Origin of the sequence: Bacillus sp. AFS073361 (assembly GCF_002567005.1) — a bacterium.
Taxonomy (GTDB): domain Bacteria; phylum Bacillota; class Bacilli; order Bacillales; family Cytobacillaceae; genus Neobacillus.
Genome location: NZ_NUZU01000225.1, coordinates 1 through 23,673, shown reverse-complemented (window position 1 = coordinate 23,673; position 23,673 = coordinate 1). Strand labels below are relative to the sequence as shown.

Genomic DNA, 23,673 nt, shown 5'->3' with positions numbered 1-23,673 from the left:
TGATTTTCATTCTTATATTAGTAAATTATAAATAGAAAAACGCTTTGGACGGAGCTCCAAAGCTGGTTAATGAATAAGGAAATCGTATTGGTGGTAATCTGGTGTTCGTTCTAAAGCTTCTTGACAGTCTTCACAAATGGCTGTGATGTGAATATCGCCAGATGAGTCATACGCAACCATTTCCAGTCTTTCTTGATCAGATAATTTATGAAGACCGAGTGCTTCGCTGTGTATGGATGCTTTTTCAATCGACCCAAGGTTCGTACCACAATGACGACAATGGTAATGGATGGCCACGCCTGTCCCTCCCTAATCTAGGATTCCTTCATAGTATGAACCTTTTGGGAGGAACTTATTCAATTAGAAACCGCTATCATCACGACCCATCGTATCTTTTTATTGCTTTTATTGTATGAAACAAATAGTTAATTCATGAATCATCACGACTGATTAAATTCATTCATGACCTGCAAGAAAGGCTTTTCAAGCCACGCTGAGCAAGCTTCTGCACTTTTTTTGACAGCCTCTTCCATTGGCCCCTTTTCTTCTGGGCGAAAACGGCCAAGGACATAGTCAGGGACGCTTATTCCTGCTTGAGGGCGATCAATCCCAATTCTAATTCGATTAAACACCTGTGTACCAAGATGAGCAACGGTTGACTTAATTCCGTTATGTCCGCCCGGGCTCCCTTTTTGCCTTAGTCTAATCTTTCCGACAGGCAAGTCAAGATCATCATAGATTACAAGGAGATCTTCTTCAGCAACTTCATAATAATCGATGACAGCTCTGATTGATTCCCCGGATAGATTCATATAGGTTAGCGGCTTTAACAAAATGACCTTTTCGCCATTATAAAAGCCCATTCCATACAATCCTTTAAATTTTGACTGGTTAAGTGGAATTGAAAAAGTACTTGATAGGGCATCAATGACTTCGAATCCAATATTATGTCTTGTATGTTCATATTGTTTTCCAGGGTTACCTAAACCAACTATTAATTTCATTCTGGGTCCCACCAATCCGTTTTAGCCAACCTTTTAATAATTTTTTGAAACATCTTTATTCTCCCATGAGAGTGTAATGAGGTAAAAGACGTAACCTTGTAAAGATTACGCCTTGTTGCTACTCTTTAATTTAACAGTGAACAGTGAAGATTGTCTAGCCTAAGATACAGGTCTTTTTATTCTGGAGTGGTCTCTCGGCCTTCTTCATTATCAGGATGTCCGCCATCTTGCTGTTCTCCTGCATTAATTTCTTCTTCTTGTTGCGGAGGAAGAATGGAAGCGATCACTTCATCATTTTCATGGTTAATTTGGAAAGTAGATCCTTGATTGAGAATGTCTGCAACGGTTAGCGTTTCGCCGACCTGCAGATTCGTCACATCGACCTCAATTTGCTGTGGGATATTATCCGGTGTCGACGTAATCGATAATTGATGGAGCGGTTGCTGTAAGACACCGCCATCTTTTACACCTGCTGCATCCCCAGCTAAAACAAGTCTTACATCTACATTAATCTTCGAGGATTTATCGACTGCTAAGAAATCCACATGAATGATTTCTCTTTTAATCATATTCTCTTGATAATCGGTTAAGATTACATCTTGCTTGCTCCCATCAACATCCAAGGAGATGACTCCATTTCTGCCCACTTGACGAATTGTTTTTGTTAAGTCCGCCGCACTAACATACACTGGCTTACTATCAACTTTTGACCCATAAATGATGGCTGGTATATTTCCACCCGTTCTAATTTGTTTTAGTGCTGAGTGGCGCAATTCCTTCCGTTCCTTTGCTTGTAAAACTGTACTCATGATTAACACCCTCCTATTTTATCAAAAACCGTCTATATAAAAATGCCCCAAAACAGGGAGGTCTAAACATTTAAATTTGATCGTCTATCCAAAACAGGAGAATGCCGATAACAGAAATAGGATCCAGCCTTACTGGCCAGATCCTTAAACTTTTGATCAATCAAACAACGTACTTACAGATTGCTCTTCGTGAACCCGAATAATTGCTTCACCAAGAAGCGGGGCAACGGATAGGTTAATAATTTTATCAATCTTTTTCTCTTCTGGAAGTGAAATCGAATTAGTAATAACTAATTCTTTGATTTTCGAATTTTGAATCCGTTCAATTGCAGGTCCAGAGAGTACAGGATGGGTACAGCAGGCATATACTTCAGATGCCCCGTTTTCGATTAAGGCATTTGCAGCTAATGTGATTGTACCAGCTGTATCAATGATATCATCAATTAAAATGGCTATTTTACCTTCGATATTACCAACAATATTCATTACTTCTGCTACATTTGGTCTTGGACGACGTTTATCAATAATCGCAATTGGAGCTTTTAAACGTTCAGCCAACTTTCGAGCTCTTGTCACGCCGCCATGGTCCGGAGAAACAATGACAATCTCCCCTCCGAATTCTCTCGCTTTAAAATAATCTGATAAGATCGGTACACCCATTAAATGATCGGTAGGAATATCAAAGAATCCTTGAATTTGTGGTGCATGCAGATCAAGACAAATCACACGGGTTGCTCCCGCTGTTTCAAGCAGAGTGGCCACTAATTTAGCTGTAATTGGCTCACGGGCACGGGCCTTACGATCCTGACGTGCATAACCATAATAAGGCATAACAATATTAATGGTCTTAGCCGAAGCTCTCTTTAACGCATCAATCATGATCAATAATTCCATGATATTTTCATTCACTGGCTGGCTAGTAGACTGGATGACATAAACATCACCGCCACGGATACTTTCCTCGATATTAATTTGAATTTCTCCATCACTAAATCTTGTAACCGAACATTTACCTAATTCAACACCGATGAATTTCGCAATTTCTCTTGCAAGCGGGAGATTTGAATTTAAACTAAACACCTTAAGATTTGGGTCTAAATATTGATTCGACATGATAGCCTCCTAAAATCATTCACTTATTTCTTTAGATTCAGCTTTTGGACGTAATTTTCCTTATTTACTTGCTGTGCCCGGGCAATTGATAAGGCATCGCCTGGTACATCTTTTGTAATCGTCGAACCGGCCGCCACATACGCACCCTTGCCAACGGTAACAGGGGCAACTAGATTTGAATTGCAGCCAATAAAGACTCCATCTTCAATCTTGGTTAAAAATTTATTTTTGCCATCGTAATTAACCGTGATTGAGCCGCAGCCGATATTCACATCTGCACCTACCTCTGCGTCACCAATATAACTTAGATGGGAGGCTTTGCTTCCTTTTCCAAAGACGGCTTTTTTAATTTCAACGAAGTTGCCTATTTTCACTTCATCCTTAATAGTTGAGTCTGGGCGAATATGAGCAAATGGCCCAATATTAACGTGAGCACCGATAGAACTATTATGTGCAACGGATTGACGGACAACCGTTTCCGCACCAATTTCACACGAAGCAATTTCCGAGTTTGGCCCAATCTGACAATCTGAGGCAATCACGGTTTTGCCTTTGATCATTGTTCCTGGATAGATCACCGTGTCCTGTCCGATTTCGACATCCGTTTCTATATAGGTGTTAGCAGGGTCAATGATGGTTACCCCGTTTCTCATATGAGCCGCATTCGTGCGAGCGCGCATAATTCGCTCTGCTTCTGCAAGAGCGACACGATCATTCACACCTAGTGTTTCTTCAAAATCATCTGTTTGGAAAGCTGTGACCACTTCCCCTTGCTTCTTTAAAATTTCAATGACATCGGGTAAATAATATTCACCTTGTACATTTTCATTCGAAACATTCTTCAATGCTTCAAATAAGGCTGTATTATCAAAACAATATGTCCCTGTATTGATTTCATTTATTTTTCTCTCGTCTTCAGAGGCATCTTTGTGTTCAACGATTTTTTCTACCAATCCGTCTGCATTCCGAATGATTCGGCCGTATCCAGTCGGATCTCCAATTTTTGCTGTAAGAATCGTCGCTTTAGCCCCTAATTCCTCATGATGTTTAAATAAAGCTTCCATTGTTTCGGCTCTGATTAAGGGGGTATCACCGCAAACAACAATTGTTACTCCAGCTTTGCCTTCAAGGATGCTCTGTGCTTGGCTTACCGCATGGGCGGTTCCTAACTGCTGATCCTGTAGAGCATATTGACTGCTGTCACCCAATTGGGCTTGAACCATTTCTGCCCCATGACCAATAATTGTGACAATTTCTTGTATATTAAGCTTCATTACTTGGTCAACCACGTGCTGTACCATTGGTTTCCCGCATACTGGGTGTAATACTTTATATAGCTTAGATTTCATCCGCGTTCCTTGTCCCGCGGCTAAAATCACGGCATAACGATTAGACATGGACAGTCCTCCAATTAACCTTTTTATCCATTAAAAATATTAACGTAATTGTGCGCTCTTTTCAAGGTATGTGAGGGAAGTGTCTATTTTTGTAATAATGAGTTAATTTATAATGGAGTGTCAAATAGGAGGCTGTTGAGAGGAGTATTTTATGACTTTCATATGATGGTCTGTCCTTTGCACAGTAAAAAGAGCCTTCATAGAAGAAAGGCCCTAGTTGTAAAAAATCCTTAGGAAGCTCCGGCTTCTTCAAATTCTACTTCCAATTCACCTAAACGGTGGTACTCAGCCAAAACAGCTTCTTGGATCTTACCGCGTGTACCTGAATTGATTGGATGCGCAATGTCACGAAATTCTCCATCAGGAGTACGTTTGCTTGGCATAGCTACAAATAAACCGTTGTTACCATCGATAACACGAATGTCATGAACGACAAACTCATTGTCCAAAGTGATGGATGCAATCGCTCTCATTCTCCCATCAGTGCTAACCCGGCGTAATCTTACGTCAGTTACTTCCATGTGCTCACACCCTTTTCTAATAGATAAAAAGCTAAGTAAATAAATTCAACAATTTTTTCAAAAATCCTTCTTTATTTTCAAAATATTTTTGAAAAATTGAGGCAAATTCGTGAACACTATGGAATGGAAAATCTAATTTCCTATTTAACGAGTGCGACTACTTCGATTTCCACTAATACATCTTTTGGCAAACGAGCAACCTCGACACATGAACGAGCAGGTTTATGTGTGGAGAAGTATTCACCATAGACCTCATTTAATGCTGCGAAATCATCCATACTTTTAATAAATACGGTGGTCTTTACCACTGTTTCAAATGATGCACCTGCAGCAGTTAATACCGCCTGCAAATTTTGGAATACTTGGTGCGCTTGTTCTTTAATATCGCCTGTTATTAAAGTTCCTTCCGCTGTTAATGGGATTTGTCCAGAACTGTAGAACAGATTATTAACAATAATTCCTTGTGAATATGGGCCGATTGCAGCCGGTGCTTGATTTGTTTGAACTACTTTCATATGTATTCCCTCCATCTATTTTTTAAAATAATTGCCAGCTTGAACATTAATCTTCTTTTCTTTCAAATCCACATTAGATAATTGCACGAGTGAAGTATATTCATCGACGAGCCGCTCTTGTATTCTTTCTGCCTCTACTAAAACAGCAATTCCCGCCAGATAACCATTGAATTCCTCAAGCAGACTGATCATTCCCATAACCGTTCCGCCGGCCTTCATGAAATCATCGACTACAAGGACGCGGGAACCTTCTTTCATACTTCGTTTTGAAAGGAGCATGGTTTGAATTCTTTTCGTTGAACCAGAAACATAATTAATGCTTACAGTTGGTCCCTCTGTCACTTTACTATCCCTTCTAACAATCACAACAGGAACATTTAACTGACTTGCTACTGCGTATGCAAGTGGAATTCCTTTTGTGGCAACGGTCATGACCACATCAATTTTTGCTTCGGTATAGGCAGAGGCAATAATTCGTCCGGCCTTTTGGACCACCTGCGGATCGCCCAAAATATCCGTTAAGTATAAATATCCTCCAGGTAGGAGCCTGTCAGGATTAGCAATCAAATCACATAATTCATTGATAAACGGTGCTGCTTCTTCATGGCTTACTTTTACAAAGAATTTAACCCCGCCAGATGCCCCTGGCACGGTTTGGATCGTCCCAATTCCTCTATTTTCGAACGTCTCTTTGATGATTGCTAAATCTTCACTTATCGAAGATTTCGCAGACGCATAACGTTCAGCAAAAAAAGTGAGCGGAACTAATTGTCGAGGATGATCCAGTAAGTAATTTGTCATATCAATCAAGCGTTCACTGCGGCGAAATTTCATAACAATCCCCCAAAAACACGAATATTCTAACTTAAGGATACCATTTTCGTACGTCTTCAATCAAGTGAGTGTCGTTCTCCTAACATGCGAACGGCAAAAACTTGATCACAGAATCCTCTTAATCCGTTATAAATTCTGTGCATTCTTGAATCGTGCTGAACTATTCCAAACACTGTCGGCCCGCTCCCGCTCATTAAGACTGCATCCGCACCAAAACGTTTCATTTGTTCTTTAATTAGCGCAACTTCAGGATGGAGGTTTAAGGTCACCTCTTCTAAAACATTCCCCACGTTGACGCATACCTCTTGGTAATCATGTGCATTGATCGCTTCAATCATACCAGCAATATTAGGATGGACTGTTTCAACAATATTCAGCCTGCGATATACTTCAGCTGTTGACACCCCTATAAAAGGCTTTGCCAGGATGACCCAGCATGTTGGCGGGGCAGGGATTTGTGTAATAATTTCCCCACGCCCTTTTGCCAAGGCTGTCCCTCCATAGACACAAAAAGAAACATCCGACCCAATTTCGCTGCCCAGTTCGGCCAATTCATCCATAGATAATCCAAGATTCCAAAGTTTATTTAACCCTCTTAAAGTAGCCGCAGCATCACTGCTTCCCCCCGCAAGTCCTGCTGCAACCGGAATGGTTTTTTCAATCGAAATCTTCACACCCTGTTTGACATGAAATCGATCTTTTAAAAGCTGAGCAGCTTGAAAAGCTAAATTCCGCTGGTCATCAGGAACATAGCGATTGTGAGAAAGAATATGTATTTTATCTTCATGTAATAACTCTAACTCTACCCGATCCGCCAAATCAATCGTGGTCATAATCATTTCCACCTCATGAAAGCCATCGGGGCGCTTGTGTAGAACATCTAATGCTAAATTTATTTTGGCCGGTGCTTTTACTAAAAGCTTCACTACGTCCACCTACTTCTATATTGTCCAGATCAGCGCTACGGGCGCTTCAAATTTCTTGTCCAGTTTCAGCGCTAAACGAGCGCTGCCACTTTTCTTTTTCCGAAAAATCCACATTTTGTCCTATTTTACCACAAAATGATAAAAGTAAGACGTGAGATATGCGAAAACCTCTCAAATTTCATAATTTATTATATGTTTTATATAAATAAGGTCATATTTTAGAGAAAAAAGACCAAAGGAACATATTCCTCTGGTCTTGCTGCAGTAAGTGATTGATTATAATAATAAGCGGAAGTCCTTTATTAAAAGTTAACCTCTTGGACTCCGATTGGCTAATTGTCCTTGTGCAAGTTCAACCGCACGTTTGACCATATTCCCCGCATCTTTGGCTTTGATGCCGCCCCATCCTTCTTTTTGAACAACATCATAAAATCCAAGTTCCTTTGCTAACTCTTCTTTAAAGTGACTGGACATGATTCCTCTTCTTCTGCCCATCTAAACAACCCCTTTCATACTACAGCATTCTTAGTATGGGAAAGATATTGGTATTTATGATGGATTGCATAGATCTGCTCTCTATTTCCAGCAGCTCATTACTTCCGCTTAATAAATAGCAAAAAGCAGTAAACATTTGTTCACTGCTGTAGATTGCTTATATACTAATTTAAGGCTAAATGTCCTGATGCATCTTCGTAGAAAGTGATTTGAACTGTTTCTGTTAACACATCCGCATAGCTGTAAGAAACACGTTCGAATGAGTTTTCATCCTGATCTAGTTCAATAACAAAAACAGACGGATAAGTTTCCGCTAAAACACCGGAACGTTCAATGGTTTTTCTACGTCCACCATTGGCTTTAAGCAGTAATCTTTTCCCTAAATTTGTGTCAAGAGCCTTTTTAATATCGGCTAAGGTTTTTGGCATTCGGTCCACCTCACTGTGTAAAGTATAACACACTGACATAGTTATGTCAAACAAAAACATAAATTATATCAGTCAAACAAAAAGATTGTCAATATGTTTTATTCTACTTTTTCTTCTAAATTTCAACATTTTTATCTTGCCTTAAATCGCAGGGGATTATGTACCAGCCATTAAAATAAAAAAATAAGCCTTTTCGTTTTGGAAAGGCTTATTCATCTTCATCTTCTTCTTGGATTGGCCGATAAGGCATCCCTGTCCTTAACACTCCCTTTGTTTCGATCCCGCCAAGTCCCTTCTCCCCTGTTAAAGTATTCCGTAATACATCCCATACATTGATCCGTTCCATGAATGGTGTAAAGCTAATTTTAGCAACAATATACACTGGGTCTAGAGCATGAATGTTAATCCTTTCTGGTGAACTAGCAAAATTTGCCCCAGCGTGAATCAATGATTCAAAATGTGATTGACATGCACCAGCAAAGATGACGAGCTGGTCCAAGTGAGGGATTCTTTTCCGTGCTTCCTTAACCGTTTGAACAAAATGCTTTGAGTGCCGGTAAGCGTTAATATCTGTCATCTTCCCTTTTACTTTTGAATATGCATCATGTCCAGTAATAACGAGTATGTCAGGACGATACGTGTCAATCAGGTTACCAATTCGATCAGGCATTTCCCTTTCATTACAGTGTAAGCCCATAACAGGTATACCCACTTTTTCATATACCGTCATACATTTCTTTAAATAGGATGGATCACCGTCTAGATGGAGAACCTTCCCTGGCATTTGAAAATAATTACTTGGTTTTACATAGCCGCCAGTTGCCGCGTATTCCTGCCGGTGCTTAATTAATTCCACATCTTGAGTAAACAGCCGAAATGACTGCTCCTCCAATGTCCGGTATTCATTCTTCAGCTTGGCTCTTTGATTATGGTCAATTACAACCAAATCCTCGTATGGAGCATCTGCTACGAGTCGAAAATCCTCTCCATATAGGACTGCAAACTTCTGGTCGTTCATTTTTCGGACATCAATTATTCGAAAGAGAATATCACAGTTATACGAGCGCCTGCCGACAATATCATTTATTTTTATATCCACTGTCGTCACTCCAATAAGACCAGCAAATAGGCCTAAATAAGGTTTCTCTCATAGGCTATGCAAATAACTTCCTCATTGTGAAAAAAAATAGACCCTTTGCGGGGGTCTATTGGAAAAACGGATATAATTCTTCGCTTAAGCGGCCAAATTCTTCTAAGGAAAGGGTCTCGCCTCTTCGGGTAGGATCAATCCCACTAGCACTTAGGGCTTGAAGGATTTCCTCCTTTTTTTGTTTCCCATCTGGCAGCTGACTTGTTAGATTATTAAGCAGGGTTTTCCGACGCTGAGCAAAACTTGCCCTTGTCACTTTGAAAAAGAACGCTTCATCAGTCACTTTTACTGCTGGCTGTTCCCTCTTTGTCAAACGAATTACAGCTGAATCAACATTTGGCTGCGGGACAAACACTGTTTTCGGGACAATCATAACGGTCTCAGCCTCTGTGTAATACTGAACAGCGATGGAAAGAGATCCATAATCTTTCGTCCCAGGCTTTGCTGAAATACGGTCTGCCACCTCTTTTTGCAGCATACAAACGATCCCGCGGATCGGCAAATGCTCTTCAAGAAGTTTCATAATGATTGGCGTAGTTACATAATACGGTAAATTCGCAACAACCATGATATCGCTCGTTTCAGAAAATTCTTCAGTGATGACTTCGGCAACGTCTGCCTCTAGCACATCATTATGAATAACATTTACATTTGGATAGGGAGATAACGTGTCCTTTAGGATAGGTAATAACCGTTGATCGATTTCAAACGCAACGACTTTTTTACTCGTCCGGGCAAGCTGCTCAGTTAGCGCGCCAATACCTGGTCCGATTTCAATCGCACCAGAGTCTTCTGTTAAATCCGCAAAGCTAACTATCTTTTTTAAAATATTTGTATCGATTAAAAAGTTTTGACCGAGGCTCTTCTTAAATGAAAAACCATATTTATTTAGAATTTCTTTTGTCCTTACCGGGGTAGCAATATCTTTATTATTCATGTAGTTCCTCCTGACGTACAACCCTTAGTGCTTCTGAAAATTCTTGTTTACTGATTTGGAACATCATTAAGCGCTTATGGAGCTGTTTCCCATTTGTATATCCTATTTTTAAAAATTCACCCAGGACGATTCTTCTCTCTTTCGCTCCTTCGCCGCCAATAAGTCCAGCGGTAAGTAAGTCCTCTTGCGTTATTTCTTCTTTATATGTCTCACTCATAACCTGGGCATCCTTTAGTGCCTCTTGGATTGCCTCTGGACTGGCATGCTCCACACCAAGGCTTTCGCCGGCTTTTCCCATCGCTGCTTCCTTTGTTAAAAAAGCATGTTTACAACCAGGGACAGCTTCAGCAATGGTCTTCCTAATTTTTTCACCTGGAAAATCGGGATCGGTAAAGATAATTACGCCTCTTGTCTCTTGCGCACGCCGTACCCTTTCGATGGTCGTCCCATTTACAGCAGACCCATTTGTTTCAATTGTATCAGCATTTACTGCTCGTTTAATCGCTGTTGTATCATCCTTGCCCTCAACAACAATAATTTCTTTAATCTTCATTTTGTGAATGCAGGCCTCCGTAATAAAAATTAGAAAAGCGGAAGCGCCTTGATCAGGGGCGTGAGTCTAGACGAGCCGGCGAGAAGGTTGCTCTTTAACCTTCTTGACGGATTGACTTATGACCCCGAGCCCCTAGGCGCTGGAGCTAGACAGTTATCTAAGTTCAAACTTTCAAACTTAAATATTTTTTAAAAATTGAAAAAATCTTGAAACATTTTTGTAATGTCAATCGTCTATATTATTGAACGATTTCATATAATAAGTGTAAGGAACAGATGAAATGATATGTATTCGTTGTTAGTATAAAGAAATTTACGAAAAAAGCAAAATGCAGAGGATAGGACCCTCTGCATAAAGGAAATTAATCTAATACTTTAATCTTTACTTTTTTCCGCCCCCAGCGGTATGCATCACTTTTTGATGGCATGAATAAATCAATGATATATCCCTTAATAGCACCGCCTGTGTCACCCGCCACGGCGTAACCATAACCATCAACATATACCTTTGATCCGAGTGGAATGATTCTCGGGTCAACCGCGATTACCTTCATGTTCGGATTCGCCCGGAGATTAAGTCCTGTTGCTGTTCTTCCTGAACACCCATTGCAATACGCAGTATAGGCAGTTGCAGTCACATAAAACTCTTTTCCCGACTCATTAGCAGCACCACGGGAAACTTGTAATGATAAATCCTTCGTTCCGACAGCCACAACTTGATCTTGTTTCTCTGCAATCTTTTGCTCACTTAACAATTTTCTCGATACTTCTTTGCCATTTTCAAGCCAGACTTCATATTGTTTAGAAATGCGGCCTTTTTTACCTTTGGTGATGGTTTTCTCCTTGCCTTTTTCTAAACTTTCATCCTTTTTGGTTACCACAGCAAATTGAACAGGTTCTTCCACTACATCGGTGACTTTTTCTACCCGAATGACATTAACAACACCATTCTTAGCAATGGTTTCTGTTAATGACGGTTCAACTCGGTCTAATTTGTTTAGCTTAATGCCCTGTTGTGATAAAAAGTCAGCGACCGTAGCCGAAGTGGCCCAAACTTGTTGCTTTTTACCGCCGTCAACATATGTAAGATGAAACGCCTTCTTTATTCCAACTTCCATCTTATCTTTAATTGCTGTTTGCGGACTAGGTGAGATTTCATCATGCTTGCTCAAAACAATTTTCTGCTCTTTTAGGAGTCCAGCTAATGTATCAGCTGTCGTCCAGATCGTTTTCTTCTCGTTGTCCTTGACAATGTGAACCTGTTTAGCTTGCTTCCATACGACCATTAGGTGGTCCTTCACCTTTGAATTCGCTTTTGGCTGCAAATAATCTTGTGAGCGGATGGATACATCCATTTCATCCAATAATTCATTGACTGTATCCGCATGTGTCTTTACGACCTTTTGCTGATTGTTAAGAGTGATGGCAACAGTTTTCTTTGACCCTTCATAAAAAAGAATTCCAAGAGATGTCAACAAAACTACGAAACTAGCAAAAGCAATGGTCAATGTCTTCCGGCTCAAAGACTTGGGAAACAGGTTTTTCATGTTTTTGAATACGATGAAAAACGCCTCCTTCTCTTAGAGAGATTAATGAACCATGCTGCCGGCTGTCTATCCTTGCATACTCTGCGAGGGTATTTTTAATTATGCACAAAGTTAGAATATTTGCAAAGAGAAACTTCTCGACACGGTTATCCTATGTAGAAAAGGAGACATGTAGAACTTTTAGTTTTCATTAAATTTTAAGACAAGCTTCCACTGCTTTCGACAAATTCCCCTATCATTTTATGGCGAATAATTTTTTAGCATTTCGTGTCGTTGCTTCTGCTACTTCTTCAAATGTCAACCCTTTTATTTCGGCAATTTGTTCAGCAACTAATTTTACATAACTAGGCTCATTTCTTTTCCCACGGTATGGATGAGGAGCTAAATACGGACAATCTGTTTCGATTAACAGCATCTCTAAAGGCACTTCAGCTGCTACTTCCTTCGGCTTTTTGGCATTTTTAAAGGTCACCGGTCCACCTAGCGAAATATAGAAGTTCATTTCCACACATTGTTTCGCCACTTCAGGACTGCCGCTAAAGCAGTGCATAATCCCGCCTACCTCTTCTGCTCCTTCCTCCTTTAAAATTCCCACGATATCGGCGGTTGCCTCCCGATTATGAATGACGATGGGCAGCTTCACCTTTTTAGCCAGCCTAATTTGTTTCCGAAAGACTTCCTTTTGGATATCCTTTGGTGATTTGTCCCAATGATAATCCAAGCCCATCTCACCAATGGCAACAACCTTTGGATGGGCGGTTAATTCCTCTATCCACACTAAGTCTTCTTCCGTCATGTCAATCGCATCAACTGGATGCCAGCCAATGCAGGCATAAATAAACTCATAGGATTCGGCTAATTCCATAGCCCGTTTTATGGTTGGACGATCAAATCCGACAACCACCATATGTGTGACTCCCTCTCGTTTCGCCCTTCCAATCACTTCTTCTAGGTCTTCGTTGTACTGTGTATCATTTAAGTGTGCATGTGTGTCGAATAGCATAGTAAGTAAGAACCTCGTTTCCTTATTTTTCTCTAAATTGTGCACTTACGGCCATCTAATGTCAAAAAATCGAATAAAAAAAGGGAATGTCCCGATAAAATGTTTCACGTGGAACATCTAAAAGCGGAAGCGCCTTGATCAGGGGCTTATAACCCCGAGCCCCTAGGCACTTGCATCTGGATATAACAAAAAGTAAAAGCGCCCTTATCAGGCGCCTTAACCTTAATTATTATTTTACTTTAGCACCATTTGCTAATGTCTGATCAACTGTTGCGAGGGAAAGTTGGCCATTTTTTGAGCCGGCTAAGATCATCCCCTGTGACAATTCGCCGCGCAGTTTGACTGGTTTTAGATTCGTAATACAAATCACCTTGCGGCCGACTAATTCTTCAGGCTTATAATATTGAGCAATTCCCGAAACAACCTGACGCTTTTCATAGCCTAAATCAAGTTGAAGTTTAAGGAGTTTATCTGCTTTTTTTATTGGCTCTGCTTGAATGACCTCCGCCACACGCAAATCTATTTTCATGAAATCATCAATCGCAATTTCAGCGATTTCTTCTGGTTGTTCTTCCGGCTTTTCTTCTTTCTTTTCTTCCTCTGCTGGCGCTGAGCCTTGCATTTTCGTCTTAATAAAGTCTACTTCTTCAGCAATTTCAAGCCTTGGGAAGATTGGCGCAGCCTTCTCGACCTTTGTTCCATTTGGTATCAAGCCAAAATCAGCAAGACTTTCCCATGCTTTTAGCGATTCCTCTTGAATACCCAACTGTGTAAAGATTGCATTCGGCGTACGGGTTAGAAAAGGCTGTAATAAAATTGCTATCCGTCGTAATGATTCAGCCAAATGGACCATTACACTAGCAAGATCCTCACGATTCGCCTCATCTTTCGCTAATGTCCATGGCTTTGTTTCATCAATATATTTATTGGTTCGGCTGACTAACTGCCAAATCGCTGTTAACGCTACAGAGAATTCCATCTTCTCCATCGCTTCCTCATATTTTTGAACGGTTTCTTGATTCACTTGCAGCAGTGACGCATCAAATTCCCTAACAGAGCCAGTGTAATCAGGAATCACCCCGTTAAAATACTTCTCGATCATTGCAACGGTACGATTAAGCAGATTTCCTAAATCATTGGCTAAATCAAAGTTGATTCTTTCAACAAATCCTTCTGGTGTAAAGACGCCATCCGCTCCAAATGGAACTTCTCTTAATAAGTAATAACGAAGAGCATCGAGACCATAACGGTCAATGAGAGTAACAGGGTCAACCACATTCCCCTTTGATTTGGACATTTTTCCATCTTTCATTAACAACCAGCCGTGGGCAAAAACCTTCTTCGGAAGTGGAAGGTCTAAAGCCATGAGCATAATTGGCCAATAGATGGTATGGAAACGGACAATTTCCTTCCCAACAAGATGTACATCAGCTGGCCAATAGTTTTTGTATTTGGCATCATTTTCTGTCCCAAACCCCAGCGCTGTAATATAATTGGATAAAGCGTCAATCCAAACATAAATAACATGCTTTGGATTTCCCGGCACCTTAATTCCCCAATCAAACGTAGTCCTCGATACCGCTAAGTCTTCTAAACCTGGCTTGATAAAGTTATTAATCATCTCATTCTTACGAGATTCAGGCTGGATGAAATCAGGATTTTCCTCATAATACTGCAGGAGACGATCTACATATTTACTCATTCTAAAAAAGTAGGATTCTTCTTTCACTTTTTCAACTGGTCTTCCACAATCTGGACAATTCCCATCCACTAATTGCCGGTCAGTAAAAAAGGATTCACACGGTGTACAATACCAGCCTTCATACTGATCGAGATAAATATCGCCTTGTTCAAGGAGTCTTGCGAAGATTTTTTCGACAACTTGTTTATGCCTTTCCTGGGTTGTTCGTATAAAATCATCATAGGAAATATCAAGTTTATTCCATAACTCTTGAATACCATCAACAATATCATCAACATACTGCTGCGGAGTAATCCCCGTCTCTTCTGCCTTCCGTTGAATTTTTTGTCCATGCTCATCCGTCCCAGTTAAGTACATAACATCATAGCCGCGCATCCGCTTATAACGTGCCATTGCATCACCTGCAACGGTAGTATAGGCATGCCCAATATGTAAATTTCCGCTAGGATAGTAAATTGGTGTTGTCAGGTAAAAAGTCTTTAATTTATTCTCCATTTGTATACCTCCAATAGTTGGCTAGCGCACAACCCTATTAAACCATTATTGCCTGTTTTTTCCCGTCTCTATCATCAAAATATACCTAAAAATCAACTTTTGTGCAAGGAGACACGCTGTCGTTCACTTCCGGTTTTATAAAATTATTACCGCTTACACCCATAATCGCTTTACTACCTTCGAAGTATTTGTAGTTCAATAGTATCAAAATATGCAGGAATTTGTCGAATAACATCAGGTTGAGCAAACGATTCCTCAAAGGCCAATTATACTATTTATTGGTATAATTTTGATAATTCCCAGATAAAACGTCGCCGCATCAACACTTCTCTAGCCTAAAAAATACCAGTATTATTTTTCAAAATTTAGTAATTGACGGATATGGGAATATCTTGTATTATAGGGTTATGAAAATTTTGTCGAATATTGACGAATAAATAGATAGAGAAAAATATGTTCATAATATGAGAGGAGCTACAAAAATGAAATCTACAGGTATCGTTCGTAAAGTTGATGAGTTAGGCCGTGTGGTAATTCCAATCGAATTAAGACGTACTCTTGGTATCGCAGAAAAAGATGCTCTTGAAATTTATGTGGATGACGAGCGTATCATCTTAAAGAAATACAAGCCAAATATGACTTGCCAAGTAACAGGAGAAGTATCAGATGATAATCTATCTCTTGCTGGCGGTAAATTGATTCTAAGCCGCGAAGGTGCAGAACAATTAATTAAAGAAATCCAAAACAACTTTGAATTAGTAAAATAAGAACAGGCTCCAGCATATTTGCTGGAGCCTTTATACTTTTCATATAATGATTTAATTATTCGACATGATAGGCCTGATACACATCTCTCTTATTCATTTCACGGTCTTTTGCCGTTAACTTAATGGCTTCCTTCGAAGGTATATTTTTTTCAGAAATATAATGATTAACATGTTCTTCAAGCGTTAAGTTTTGCCACCAGCTTGGTGCTTCCTCCTGTAGCTGGTCTGTCCCTTCAACAATCAAACAAAACTCCCCGCGGATTTCATCCTGTTGAGTCCAAGCGATTACTTCATTGATTGTTCCTCGAATAAATTCCTCATACTTTTTCGTTAATTCCCTGCATATGGCCATATTCCGGTTTCCCAGTACATCTGCCATAATGGATAAGGTTTCTTTTAACCGATGCGGAGATTCATAGAAGATTAACGTTGCCGACTGCCACTTTAAGGCTTCTAATTCCAAACGCTTCTCCTTCTTATTTCGATTTAAAAATCCAAAAAAGTAAAAGGGCTGACACGGCAAACCTGAAGCAATTAATGAGGTTAATGCAGCGTTTGCACCTGGCAAAGGAACAACTGTTACCTTATCCCGTGTAGCAGCTAGTACCAACTCATAACCAGGGTCAGAAATTGCAGGCATACCCGCATCACTTACAAGGGCTATTTTTAACCCTTCCTTTACCTTTTGAATCAATTTATCACCGCTTGTTTCTTTATTATGCTCATGATAACTGACCACAGGTGTTCCAATTTCAAAGTAATTGCACAGTTTCTTTGTATTTCTTGTATCTTCAGCTGCAATTAGATCTGCCTCTTTTAATAATCGAATTGCTCGGAAACTCATATCTTCTAAATTTCCTATCGGGGTAGGAATTAAATATAAGATCCCCTTTGTTGCTTCATTTTCAAAGCTCTTTTGCTGCCACATCACAATCACCCTTTTCGCGACTTAAAAACTCATCTTTTTTCTTTCTTGTTAGCCGCTTAAAATTATATTCTGCCCGGAGCGCATCCCCTTTATTTTCAAAACCTTGATAGTATGTAAGTTCGACTGGGCCACGGCCCCGTGTATACTTTGCGCCTTTTCCTTCATTATGCATCTTGATCCGCTTTTCCAGATTATTCGTATATCCACCATACAAACTACCGTCCTTACAGGTGAGCACATAAAAAAAATGTTCATTTTTCTCCATATAGAATCTCTTTTATTTCTGAAGTATATTCATTCGTTTCATTGTAGACAAATAACGGTGGGAGAATTTTCAAATCTGGACTGCCATCCTTGATTGCCTCAATCAAAAGAGTATTTGCCTCTTTTCCTTTCTTCGGATAGACAAATTGAATCCGTTTTGGTTCAAGCCGGTATTCTCTCATCAGTGTAATGATATCCAATAGTCGTCCAGGCCGGTGGACAAAGGCGACCTTTCCGCCTTGTTTCACTAATTGACTCGAGGCTTTAACCGCGTCTTCTAATGTGCAAAGAATTTCATGGCGAGCAATGGCTAGATGTTCATTCGGGTTCATTTCTTCCTTAGAAGGGGTAGGAAAATAGGGTGGATTACATGTAACAACATCAAATTTGCCATACCCCAGTTGCTTAGGGATCTCCTTAATATCACCATGAATCATTTTCAGTTGACTCTCCAGCTGATTATATTCAATACTTCGAACGGCCATATCGTACAATCGTTCCTGTATTTCGACACCGGTTATTTGCCCTTTCGTACGTGCACTTAAAAATAAAGGAATCACACCATTCCCACTGCATAGGTCAATTAAGTTACCTTTTTGAATCGGAACATAGACAAATCGTGCAAGTAAAACAGCATCAAGGGAAAAGGCAAAAACGGATGGACTTTGAATAATCCGTAAGTTTTCTGCTAACAAATAATCTAACCGTTCATCTTCCTTTAAGTTAACCAAGGTTTCCATCCTCCAACAAAATGTATGAAAATAGAGGCTGATTATTTTCAGCCTCTTAAAGTTATTTCTTATTTAAAAAGGAAAGGCAGAATAAGCAATCGCCTTCTTTGCGTAAACTTCCAAAATGAAGGTTACAAATATGAAAACCTTCATGATATAGACGGGCAAGGTTATCATATCCTTCCCCTACATCAAATGGCTTTACACCAGAAGCCTCGGGCACAGAGGACCCTTTTTTATTCTCTGCTTCTTTCTTTTCCTCTTCGGTTGTTACATCTAAACGGCGTCTCAAATGTTCATTTTCTAGCTTTAAATAATGATTCTCTTCTAGTATCTCGGCTAAATGCTGCTTTAATTCTCCTAGCTTTTGGTAAAGATGGCCAATTTGTGTTTCCATATTACTTACTGATTCAAATATTTCTTTTTTATCCACGTCTTCCACCTCATTAATCTGTGGATTGTATAGAAAAGGCACCTTCTTTATTGATTTCCTCCAAGGTATACTCCAGAACACGTTCCTGTTCCTTTAGTTCCACCTGTAGTACCCGCTCTAATATATTTAATCCTACTACTTTTCCTTTACCTTGCGGTGTTTCAATGATTTCTCCTAAATCCGGCAGCAATGCTTTTGCAGATTCATATTCATCATTTTCATATTTTAAACAGCACATTAATCTGCCGCATAATCCGGATATTTTTGTAGGATTTAATGACAGGTTTTGGTCCTTTGCCATTTTGATCGAAACAGGATCGAAATCCCCTAAGAAGGTGGAACAGCATAACATTCTGCCACATGGACCAATACCGCCAAGCATTTTCGCTTCATCCCGAACACCAATCTGGCGTAATTCAATTCTCGTCCGGAAGATAGCTGCTAAATCCTTTACAAGCTCACGGAAATCAACTCTTCCATCAGCCGTAAAATAGAAAATCACTTTGTTTCGATCAAATGTATATTCAACATCAACTAGTTTCATATCCAGCTGATGCTCATTCACTTTTTCATTACAAACCTCATAAGCTTCTTTGGCGGCTTGCTTATTCTCTTCAACGATCATCTTATCCTTCGGGTCGGCAATTCTAACCACTTTTTTGAGTGGAAGGACAACATCATGCTCCTCAACCTGTTTGCGAGCAATTACTGCTTTGCCATATTCCACTCCACGAACTGTCTCGACAATGACAAAGTCGTCTTTTTCAATGGAGAGTTCTCCTGGATCAAAATAATAGATTTTCCCCGCTTTTTTAAAGCGTACTCCTACAACATCATACAAATGAAGATCCCTCCTGCAATTTTAACACAAGCTGTTCCATCATCAGCTGAGGATTCATATTCCTCTCCAGCTTCCTCTTTGCATCAAGGATAGCTGACATTTGATCCGATATGCGCCGTCCAGATGTATGCAGGGCAAATTGTCGCAGCCGTTCACTTTCCTCTCGAAAAACAATTTGCTCCTGCCTATCTAATTGTATATATAGTAAATCCTTAAAAATAAGAAGTAAAAGGTCTAAACCACGATGTATCTGTTCTTTCTCTTTAAAGTGTGAGAACCAGTCAGCCTGAAGCGTTACCATTGCCTCTAGCGGATTTTTTTTCAACACCTCATATAATTTTACCACTATTTTTTGGGCTTGTGCAAACCATTCATCGACATTTAAATTTTGGGCTTCTTCCAAACTGTTGGTCAATTGTGCTAACAATGGGGCCTTTTGCGGTTCTACGCCGTTTTCCACCAATTGTTTAATCATCACTTGTGGTGATAAGGGATGAAATGTAAGTATTTGGCATCTCGAAAGGATGGTTGGTAATATTTTTTGCGGCTGTTCTGTTAAGAGAAAGGCAACCGTCCCGGGATTAGGTTCCTCTAAGAATTTTAGTAAACTATTGGACGCACTAACACTCATTTTATCGGCATGGACAAGTAAATAAACCTTTTTCAGAGATTCTAATCCCTTTTTAGAAAACTCTACCTGTAGGTTTCTAATTTGGTCAACCTTAATGGATAACCCCTCTGGTTCGACAATATGTACGTCGGGATGGTTCCCATGGTTGATGCGCCGGCAATTGCTGCATTCCTCGCATGGCCGGTACTGATCAATGATTGCTTCGCAAAATAGCGATTTTGTCAGTAACAACGCGATTTCTCGCTTCCCGGTCCCTCTGATGCCCTCAAGAAGGTATGCATGGGCCACTCGATTTTTCACTAAACTGTTTTTTAGCATTTTTAACACAGTTGGCTGAAGCTCTTCTAGTTGCTCCCATGATTTTCCCAAGTTCATCACTCACTAACCTTATTATAATAACGGATCTATTGTTTAAAATTAAAGCGCTGTTATTTGTCTGTTGATTTCCGCTCCAGGCACAAGCGGTTAGCGGGCGGTCCGGGAAGCCTCCTCGTCGCTTCGCTCCTGCGGGGTCTTCCCTGGTCCGTTCTCCCGCAGGAGTCTTCGTGCCTTCCACTCCAATCAACAGAGTGTCATTATCAGCAATGTGCTATAAATATTTAAAAATGCATGTATTGTTCGATTGGCAGGACGAATACGGTGGCTCCGCCTACTTCCACTTCTACTGGATAAGGAACATAGGAGTCAGCGTTCCCGCCCATGGGCGATACTGGGGCAACTAATTGCTCTCTAGCCCTGCAGTTATCCTTAATAATCTGGAGGGCCCGGTCCACGCGGATATCCTCTGTACCAATCATAAAGGTCGTATTACCTGACTTAAGAAATCCACCTGTACTAGCTAATTTGGTTGCTCTAAAATTATTATCTACTAGTGCCTTTGATAATCGATTACTATCCTGGTCCTGTACGACAGCTATGATCATTTTCATCCGAACCACCCTCTCCTTTTTTATTACTAGTTTCGTTTCTTATATTATAACAGGTAACAGAGCTCCTTACATTCGTAATGACAGATTCTTTAGGATAAAAAAAAGCCCTACAGTGAAGGCTTCCTTGTTGTTAGTGTTTCTTCAATGACCTTTATCGTTTGCTGAAAAACTTCTTCCACCGTACCCGAAGCATCAATGCATCGTATTCTCTCTGGAAAACGGTCAATTAATAGATGATATCCTTCACTTACCTTTTTATGGAACTCCAAGTTTTCCAAATCTAAACGATTGATTTCCCGGCCTTTATTTTTATTGATCCGCTGCAGACCCAACTCTGGCTCGATATCAAAGTAGATAGTTAACTCTGGCATCAAATTTTTAATGGCAAATTGATTGATCGCAAACACCTCATCAATCCCTAATCCGCGTGCATGACCTTGATATGCTAAAGAACTGTCAACGAACCGGTCGCACAAAACGATTCTCCCTTCATCTAGTGCCGGTTTTACCTTTTCTATTAAATGCTGTCTTCTAGCAGCAGCATAGAGTAACGCTTCCGTCCGAGGGTCCATGGCCGTATTCTCTTTTGCTAATATGACTGTTCGAATCTGTTCTGCGATATCAATACCACCTGGTTCACGGGTAAGAAGGACATCCCCAAGCTGATTTGCTACCATATCAATAATCGTAGACTTACCTGCACCATCCGGTCCCTCAAATGTAATAAATAATCCATTGTTCATTTATATAATCCTCCAAAACTGTATCTTGCTCTTTTAGGCTGTGCAATAAATCTTTATGTAACCTTCTTTTAACGAAGATTCTCCTTGAAACCTTGCCCCGGTTTGTATTAGGAGGCTAAGCTGACTGAGCCTTTCTTTTGTGACTCTTTCTCCCTTTAATAGCAAAGGGATACCTGGCGGGTATGGAATAATGGTTTCGGCACATACCTCTCCTAACGCTTTAGTTATTGGTAGTTCCTTTATCTCTAAATTCTCCATTTCTTTAAAGGGAATGGCTAAAGTGGAGATTTTCTGCCTGACTGTTTCAAATATCTCATGAGGAGTATGTACTGGCAAGCCAGCCAGTGCCTTTTTTATTTTCAAAAGTGTTTCTTCAAAAGGGAACCTTTGCCCCTCTTTAAGTAAAGGTAAAATAAGGAGCACATTATTCGGGTCAGCTAATTCTGTAAAAATCGCTGCCTCTTCCAGCCTTCGTTGAAGTTCAAATCCATTTAAATGGCACCGGGACTGAATCGTTATTTTTAGAGGGTCGCCGCTCTCGTTAGGATAGTCAAGCACCCTAATGGCCGGAATCTTCATCAACTCGTCCCTAAAACGTCTGATTTCCGTTAAAAGAAAGGTTACATCTTCATGCATATAGGCACTTAAATAATTCCTCGCCAAATCCAGAGATGCCATAATTGGATAGGACGGGCTGCTTGATTGGAACATAGCGAGGTATTCCTCCAGCTTATTGCGATTAACTAAATCACTATTAATATGTAAGTAGGAGCCCATTGTCATTGCTGGGAGAATCTTATGCGCGGATTGAACCACAATATCTGCACCTAATTGAAGAGCGGAAGACGGGAAGGGATCGCCAAGGATGAAATGCGGCCCGTGAGCCTCATCCACTAGTACCAAGATATTGTGCCGATGCGCTTCATCTATTATTTCTTGTAATGCATATCCCAAACCATAGTAGTTGGGATAGGTCAGAATGAGTGCCTTCGCATCAGGATATAGACTGATAGATTCTTTGACTGTTCCTAAACTGATTCCAGAGGGAATTTTCCACTCTTGGTTATATTCAGGCTCTAGAAAAATAGGATTGGCCTTCGCCAAACTTAGACCATTCAGAACAGACTTATGACAATTCCTTTGGACCAGAACTTTTGCCCCTTCCTCACATGCTGCCATAATCATTGCTAGATTTCCGACAGTTGAACCATTCACAAGAAAATAACTTCTTCTCGTCTGATAGAGGTCCGCTAATAGCACTTCTGCCTCTAGAATCGCCCCTTCGGGTGAGTGCAAGTCATCTAATCCCGATAATTCAGTCGCATCTATTTCTAGGATATTCTGAAAATAGCGGTGAGCTTTGGGTTGAAGCACTTCCCCATATTTATGTCCAGGAACATGAAAGGAAACTGGTCTTTTATTTATGTGTTGACTCAAAGCATCATATAATGGTGTTTTTGATTGATTATTCATTCATTTACTTCCTTCTTAGTGTCTAATTTATTCTAACAAAAAAACGATCCCCTTTCTCATTTGACTGAAAAAAAATAAGCCCATAATGGACTTTTATGAAAAAATTTCTGGCGTGGTTATTTTTTTCAGCTGTTTAAGAAAATATTTATATTTTGGATCCTTTGTATCTGTTTGTATTAAATCATTTTCACATTCTGTACAAATAAATGAAGTATATAGATGTATGCCTTTTGGTTTTAAATTCTCACATATAACACACATTTCCTGATGATATTTCTGTGCTAAAAATGAACTCAATCCCTCCACCTCCATACATCCATTCTGCCCGGAAAATTTTAATTGTATGCAATTTTTCGAATAATCTTTTCGCACCATCTTAATTAATATAGTATGTAACAGTTCACGATTGGGTGTATGTCTATTCGTAATTTCTTTAAAAACACTTCGTACTTTTTACTATTGTTATTGTCCTTATTAAGAAAACACAAAAAAACAACCTTTTCAG

The 23,673-nt window shown here is 39.9% G+C and carries 28 protein-coding genes; 1 reads left to right on the top strand and 27 read right to left on the bottom strand.

The window, feature by feature from the left end:
- Positions 1–66: 66 nt before the first annotated feature.
- From fin to metG, 17 genes are all read right to left on the bottom strand, one after another.
- Complete coding sequence (fin, locus tag COJ96_RS27280; protein ID WP_098576765.1) at positions 67–297, bottom strand: anti-sigma-F factor Fin; 231 nt, start codon at positions 295–297, stop codon at positions 67–69.
- A gap of 143 nt (positions 298–440) precedes the next feature.
- Positions 441–1,004 (bottom strand): aminoacyl-tRNA hydrolase, encoded by a 564-nt coding sequence (pth, locus tag COJ96_RS27275; protein WP_098576764.1) that lies wholly within the window; start codon positions 1,002–1,004, stop codon positions 441–443.
- A gap of 176 nt (positions 1,005–1,180) precedes the next feature.
- On the bottom strand, positions 1,181–1,813 hold the full coding sequence (locus COJ96_RS27270) for a 50S ribosomal protein L25/general stress protein Ctc (RefSeq protein WP_098576763.1): 633 nt from the start codon (positions 1,811–1,813) through the stop codon (positions 1,181–1,183).
- A gap of 156 nt (positions 1,814–1,969) precedes the next feature.
- On the bottom strand, positions 1,970–2,926 hold the full coding sequence (locus tag COJ96_RS27265; protein WP_098576762.1) for a ribose-phosphate diphosphokinase: 957 nt from the start codon (positions 2,924–2,926) through the stop codon (positions 1,970–1,972).
- A 23-nt stretch (positions 2,927–2,949) separates the two neighbouring features.
- On the bottom strand, positions 2,950–4,323 hold the full coding sequence (gene glmU, locus COJ96_RS27260; RefSeq protein WP_098576761.1) for a bifunctional UDP-N-acetylglucosamine diphosphorylase/glucosamine-1-phosphate N-acetyltransferase GlmU: 1,374 nt from the start codon (positions 4,321–4,323) through the stop codon (positions 2,950–2,952).
- Positions 4,324–4,553: 230 nt separating this feature from the next.
- On the bottom strand, positions 4,554–4,844 hold the full coding sequence (gene spoVG, locus COJ96_RS27255; RefSeq protein ID WP_026565468.1) for a septation regulator SpoVG: 291 nt from the start codon (positions 4,842–4,844) through the stop codon (positions 4,554–4,556).
- 140 nt (positions 4,845–4,984) lie between these two features.
- Positions 4,985–5,359 carry a RidA family protein gene (locus COJ96_RS27250; RefSeq protein WP_098576760.1) on the bottom strand — a complete coding sequence of 125 codons (375 nt, stop codon included), beginning with the start codon at positions 5,357–5,359 and terminating at the stop codon, positions 4,985–4,987.
- 15 nt (positions 5,360–5,374) lie between these two features.
- Positions 5,375–6,193 carry a pur operon repressor gene (gene purR, locus COJ96_RS27245; protein ID WP_098576759.1) on the bottom strand — a complete coding sequence of 273 codons (819 nt, stop codon included), beginning with the start codon at positions 6,191–6,193 and terminating at the stop codon, positions 5,375–5,377.
- A gap of 56 nt (positions 6,194–6,249) precedes the next feature.
- Complete coding sequence (gene ispE / locus COJ96_RS27240; RefSeq protein ID WP_098576758.1) at positions 6,250–7,119, bottom strand: 4-(cytidine 5'-diphospho)-2-C-methyl-D-erythritol kinase; 870 nt, start codon at positions 7,117–7,119, stop codon at positions 6,250–6,252.
- A 309-nt stretch (positions 7,120–7,428) separates the two neighbouring features.
- On the bottom strand, positions 7,429–7,614 hold the full coding sequence (locus COJ96_RS27235) for a small, acid-soluble spore protein, alpha/beta type (protein ID WP_098576757.1): 186 nt from the start codon (positions 7,612–7,614) through the stop codon (positions 7,429–7,431).
- A gap of 164 nt (positions 7,615–7,778) precedes the next feature.
- Entirely contained in the window at positions 7,779–8,042 is a 264-nt protein-coding gene (gene veg / locus COJ96_RS27230; RefSeq protein WP_066249244.1) for a biofilm formation stimulator Veg, read from the bottom strand.
- Positions 8,043–8,250: 208 nt separating this feature from the next.
- On the bottom strand, positions 8,251–9,141 hold the full coding sequence (yabG, locus tag COJ96_RS27225) for a sporulation peptidase YabG (RefSeq protein WP_098576756.1): 891 nt from the start codon (positions 9,139–9,141) through the stop codon (positions 8,251–8,253).
- Positions 9,142–9,247: 106 nt separating this feature from the next.
- Positions 9,248–10,129, bottom strand: coding sequence for a 16S rRNA (adenine(1518)-N(6)/adenine(1519)-N(6))-dimethyltransferase RsmA (rsmA, locus tag COJ96_RS27220; protein WP_098576755.1), 882 nt, complete (start codon positions 10,127–10,129; stop codon positions 9,248–9,250).
- Complete coding sequence (gene rnmV, locus COJ96_RS27215) at positions 10,122–10,682, bottom strand: ribonuclease M5 (RefSeq protein ID WP_098576754.1); 561 nt, start codon at positions 10,680–10,682, stop codon at positions 10,122–10,124. Before rnmV ends, rsmA begins: the two co-directional genes overlap by 8 nt.
- Before the next feature lie 361 nt (positions 10,683–11,043).
- The gene (locus COJ96_RS27210; RefSeq protein WP_098576753.1) at positions 11,044–12,228 is read right to left on the bottom strand and encodes a G5 and 3D domain-containing protein; all 1,185 of its coding nucleotides are present in this window, start codon (positions 12,226–12,228) and stop codon (positions 11,044–11,046) included.
- A 235-nt stretch (positions 12,229–12,463) separates the two neighbouring features.
- On the bottom strand, positions 12,464–13,231 hold the full coding sequence (locus tag COJ96_RS27205) for a TatD family hydrolase (RefSeq protein WP_098576792.1): 768 nt from the start codon (positions 13,229–13,231) through the stop codon (positions 12,464–12,466).
- Between the two features lie 229 nt (positions 13,232–13,460).
- Positions 13,461–15,428, bottom strand: coding sequence for a methionine--tRNA ligase (gene metG, locus COJ96_RS27200; protein WP_098576752.1), 1,968 nt, complete (start codon positions 15,426–15,428; stop codon positions 13,461–13,463).
- Positions 15,429–15,910: 482 nt separating this feature from the next.
- Between metG and COJ96_RS27195 the strand changes: the two genes are divergently transcribed.
- Positions 15,911–16,195: a transition state genes transcriptional regulator AbrB gene (locus COJ96_RS27195; RefSeq protein WP_098576751.1), complete on the top strand. Its 285-nt coding sequence runs from the start codon at positions 15,911–15,913 to the stop codon at positions 16,193–16,195.
- A 55-nt stretch (positions 16,196–16,250) separates the two neighbouring features.
- On the opposite strand, the gene rsmI is transcribed toward COJ96_RS27195, so the two are convergent.
- The 10 genes from rsmI to COJ96_RS27145 form a co-directional block, all read right to left on the bottom strand.
- Positions 16,251–17,123, bottom strand: coding sequence for a 16S rRNA (cytidine(1402)-2'-O)-methyltransferase (gene rsmI, locus COJ96_RS27190; protein WP_098576750.1), 873 nt, complete (start codon positions 17,121–17,123; stop codon positions 16,251–16,253).
- Positions 17,101–17,388, bottom strand: coding sequence for a GIY-YIG nuclease family protein (locus COJ96_RS27185; protein WP_098576749.1), 288 nt, complete (start codon positions 17,386–17,388; stop codon positions 17,101–17,103). The genes rsmI and COJ96_RS27185 overlap by 23 nt, the downstream gene beginning before the upstream one ends.
- Positions 17,375–18,118 carry a tRNA1(Val) (adenine(37)-N6)-methyltransferase gene (locus COJ96_RS27180; protein WP_098576748.1) on the bottom strand — a complete coding sequence of 248 codons (744 nt, stop codon included), beginning with the start codon at positions 18,116–18,118 and terminating at the stop codon, positions 17,375–17,377. The genes COJ96_RS27185 and COJ96_RS27180 overlap by 14 nt, the downstream gene beginning before the upstream one ends.
- A 61-nt stretch (positions 18,119–18,179) precedes the next feature.
- Positions 18,180–18,551 (bottom strand): DNA replication initiation control protein YabA, encoded by a 372-nt coding sequence (gene yabA, locus COJ96_RS27175; RefSeq protein WP_098576791.1) that lies wholly within the window; start codon positions 18,549–18,551, stop codon positions 18,180–18,182.
- 13 nt (positions 18,552–18,564) lie between these two features.
- The gene (locus COJ96_RS27170) at positions 18,565–19,392 is read right to left on the bottom strand and encodes a PSP1 domain-containing protein (RefSeq protein WP_098576747.1); all 828 of its coding nucleotides are present in this window, start codon (positions 19,390–19,392) and stop codon (positions 18,565–18,567) included.
- Positions 19,385–20,392 (bottom strand): DNA polymerase III subunit delta', encoded by a 1,008-nt coding sequence (gene holB / locus COJ96_RS27165; RefSeq protein ID WP_098576790.1) that lies wholly within the window; start codon positions 20,390–20,392, stop codon positions 19,385–19,387. Before holB ends, COJ96_RS27170 begins: the two co-directional genes overlap by 8 nt.
- 230 nt (positions 20,393–20,622) lie before the next feature.
- Entirely contained in the window at positions 20,623–20,952 is a 330-nt protein-coding gene (locus tag COJ96_RS27160; protein WP_026565487.1) for a cyclic-di-AMP receptor, read from the bottom strand.
- Between the two features lie 107 nt (positions 20,953–21,059).
- Entirely contained in the window at positions 21,060–21,695 is a 636-nt protein-coding gene (gene tmk, locus COJ96_RS27155) for a dTMP kinase (RefSeq protein ID WP_098576746.1), read from the bottom strand.
- A 33-nt stretch (positions 21,696–21,728) separates the two neighbouring features.
- Entirely contained in the window at positions 21,729–23,168 is a 1,440-nt protein-coding gene (locus COJ96_RS27150) for an aminotransferase class I/II-fold pyridoxal phosphate-dependent enzyme (protein ID WP_098576745.1), read from the bottom strand.
- A gap of 93 nt (positions 23,169–23,261) precedes the next feature.
- Positions 23,262–23,480 (bottom strand): sigma factor G inhibitor Gin, encoded by a 219-nt coding sequence (locus tag COJ96_RS27145; RefSeq protein WP_098576744.1) that lies wholly within the window; start codon positions 23,478–23,480, stop codon positions 23,262–23,264.
- Positions 23,481–23,673: the final 193 nt, after the last annotated feature.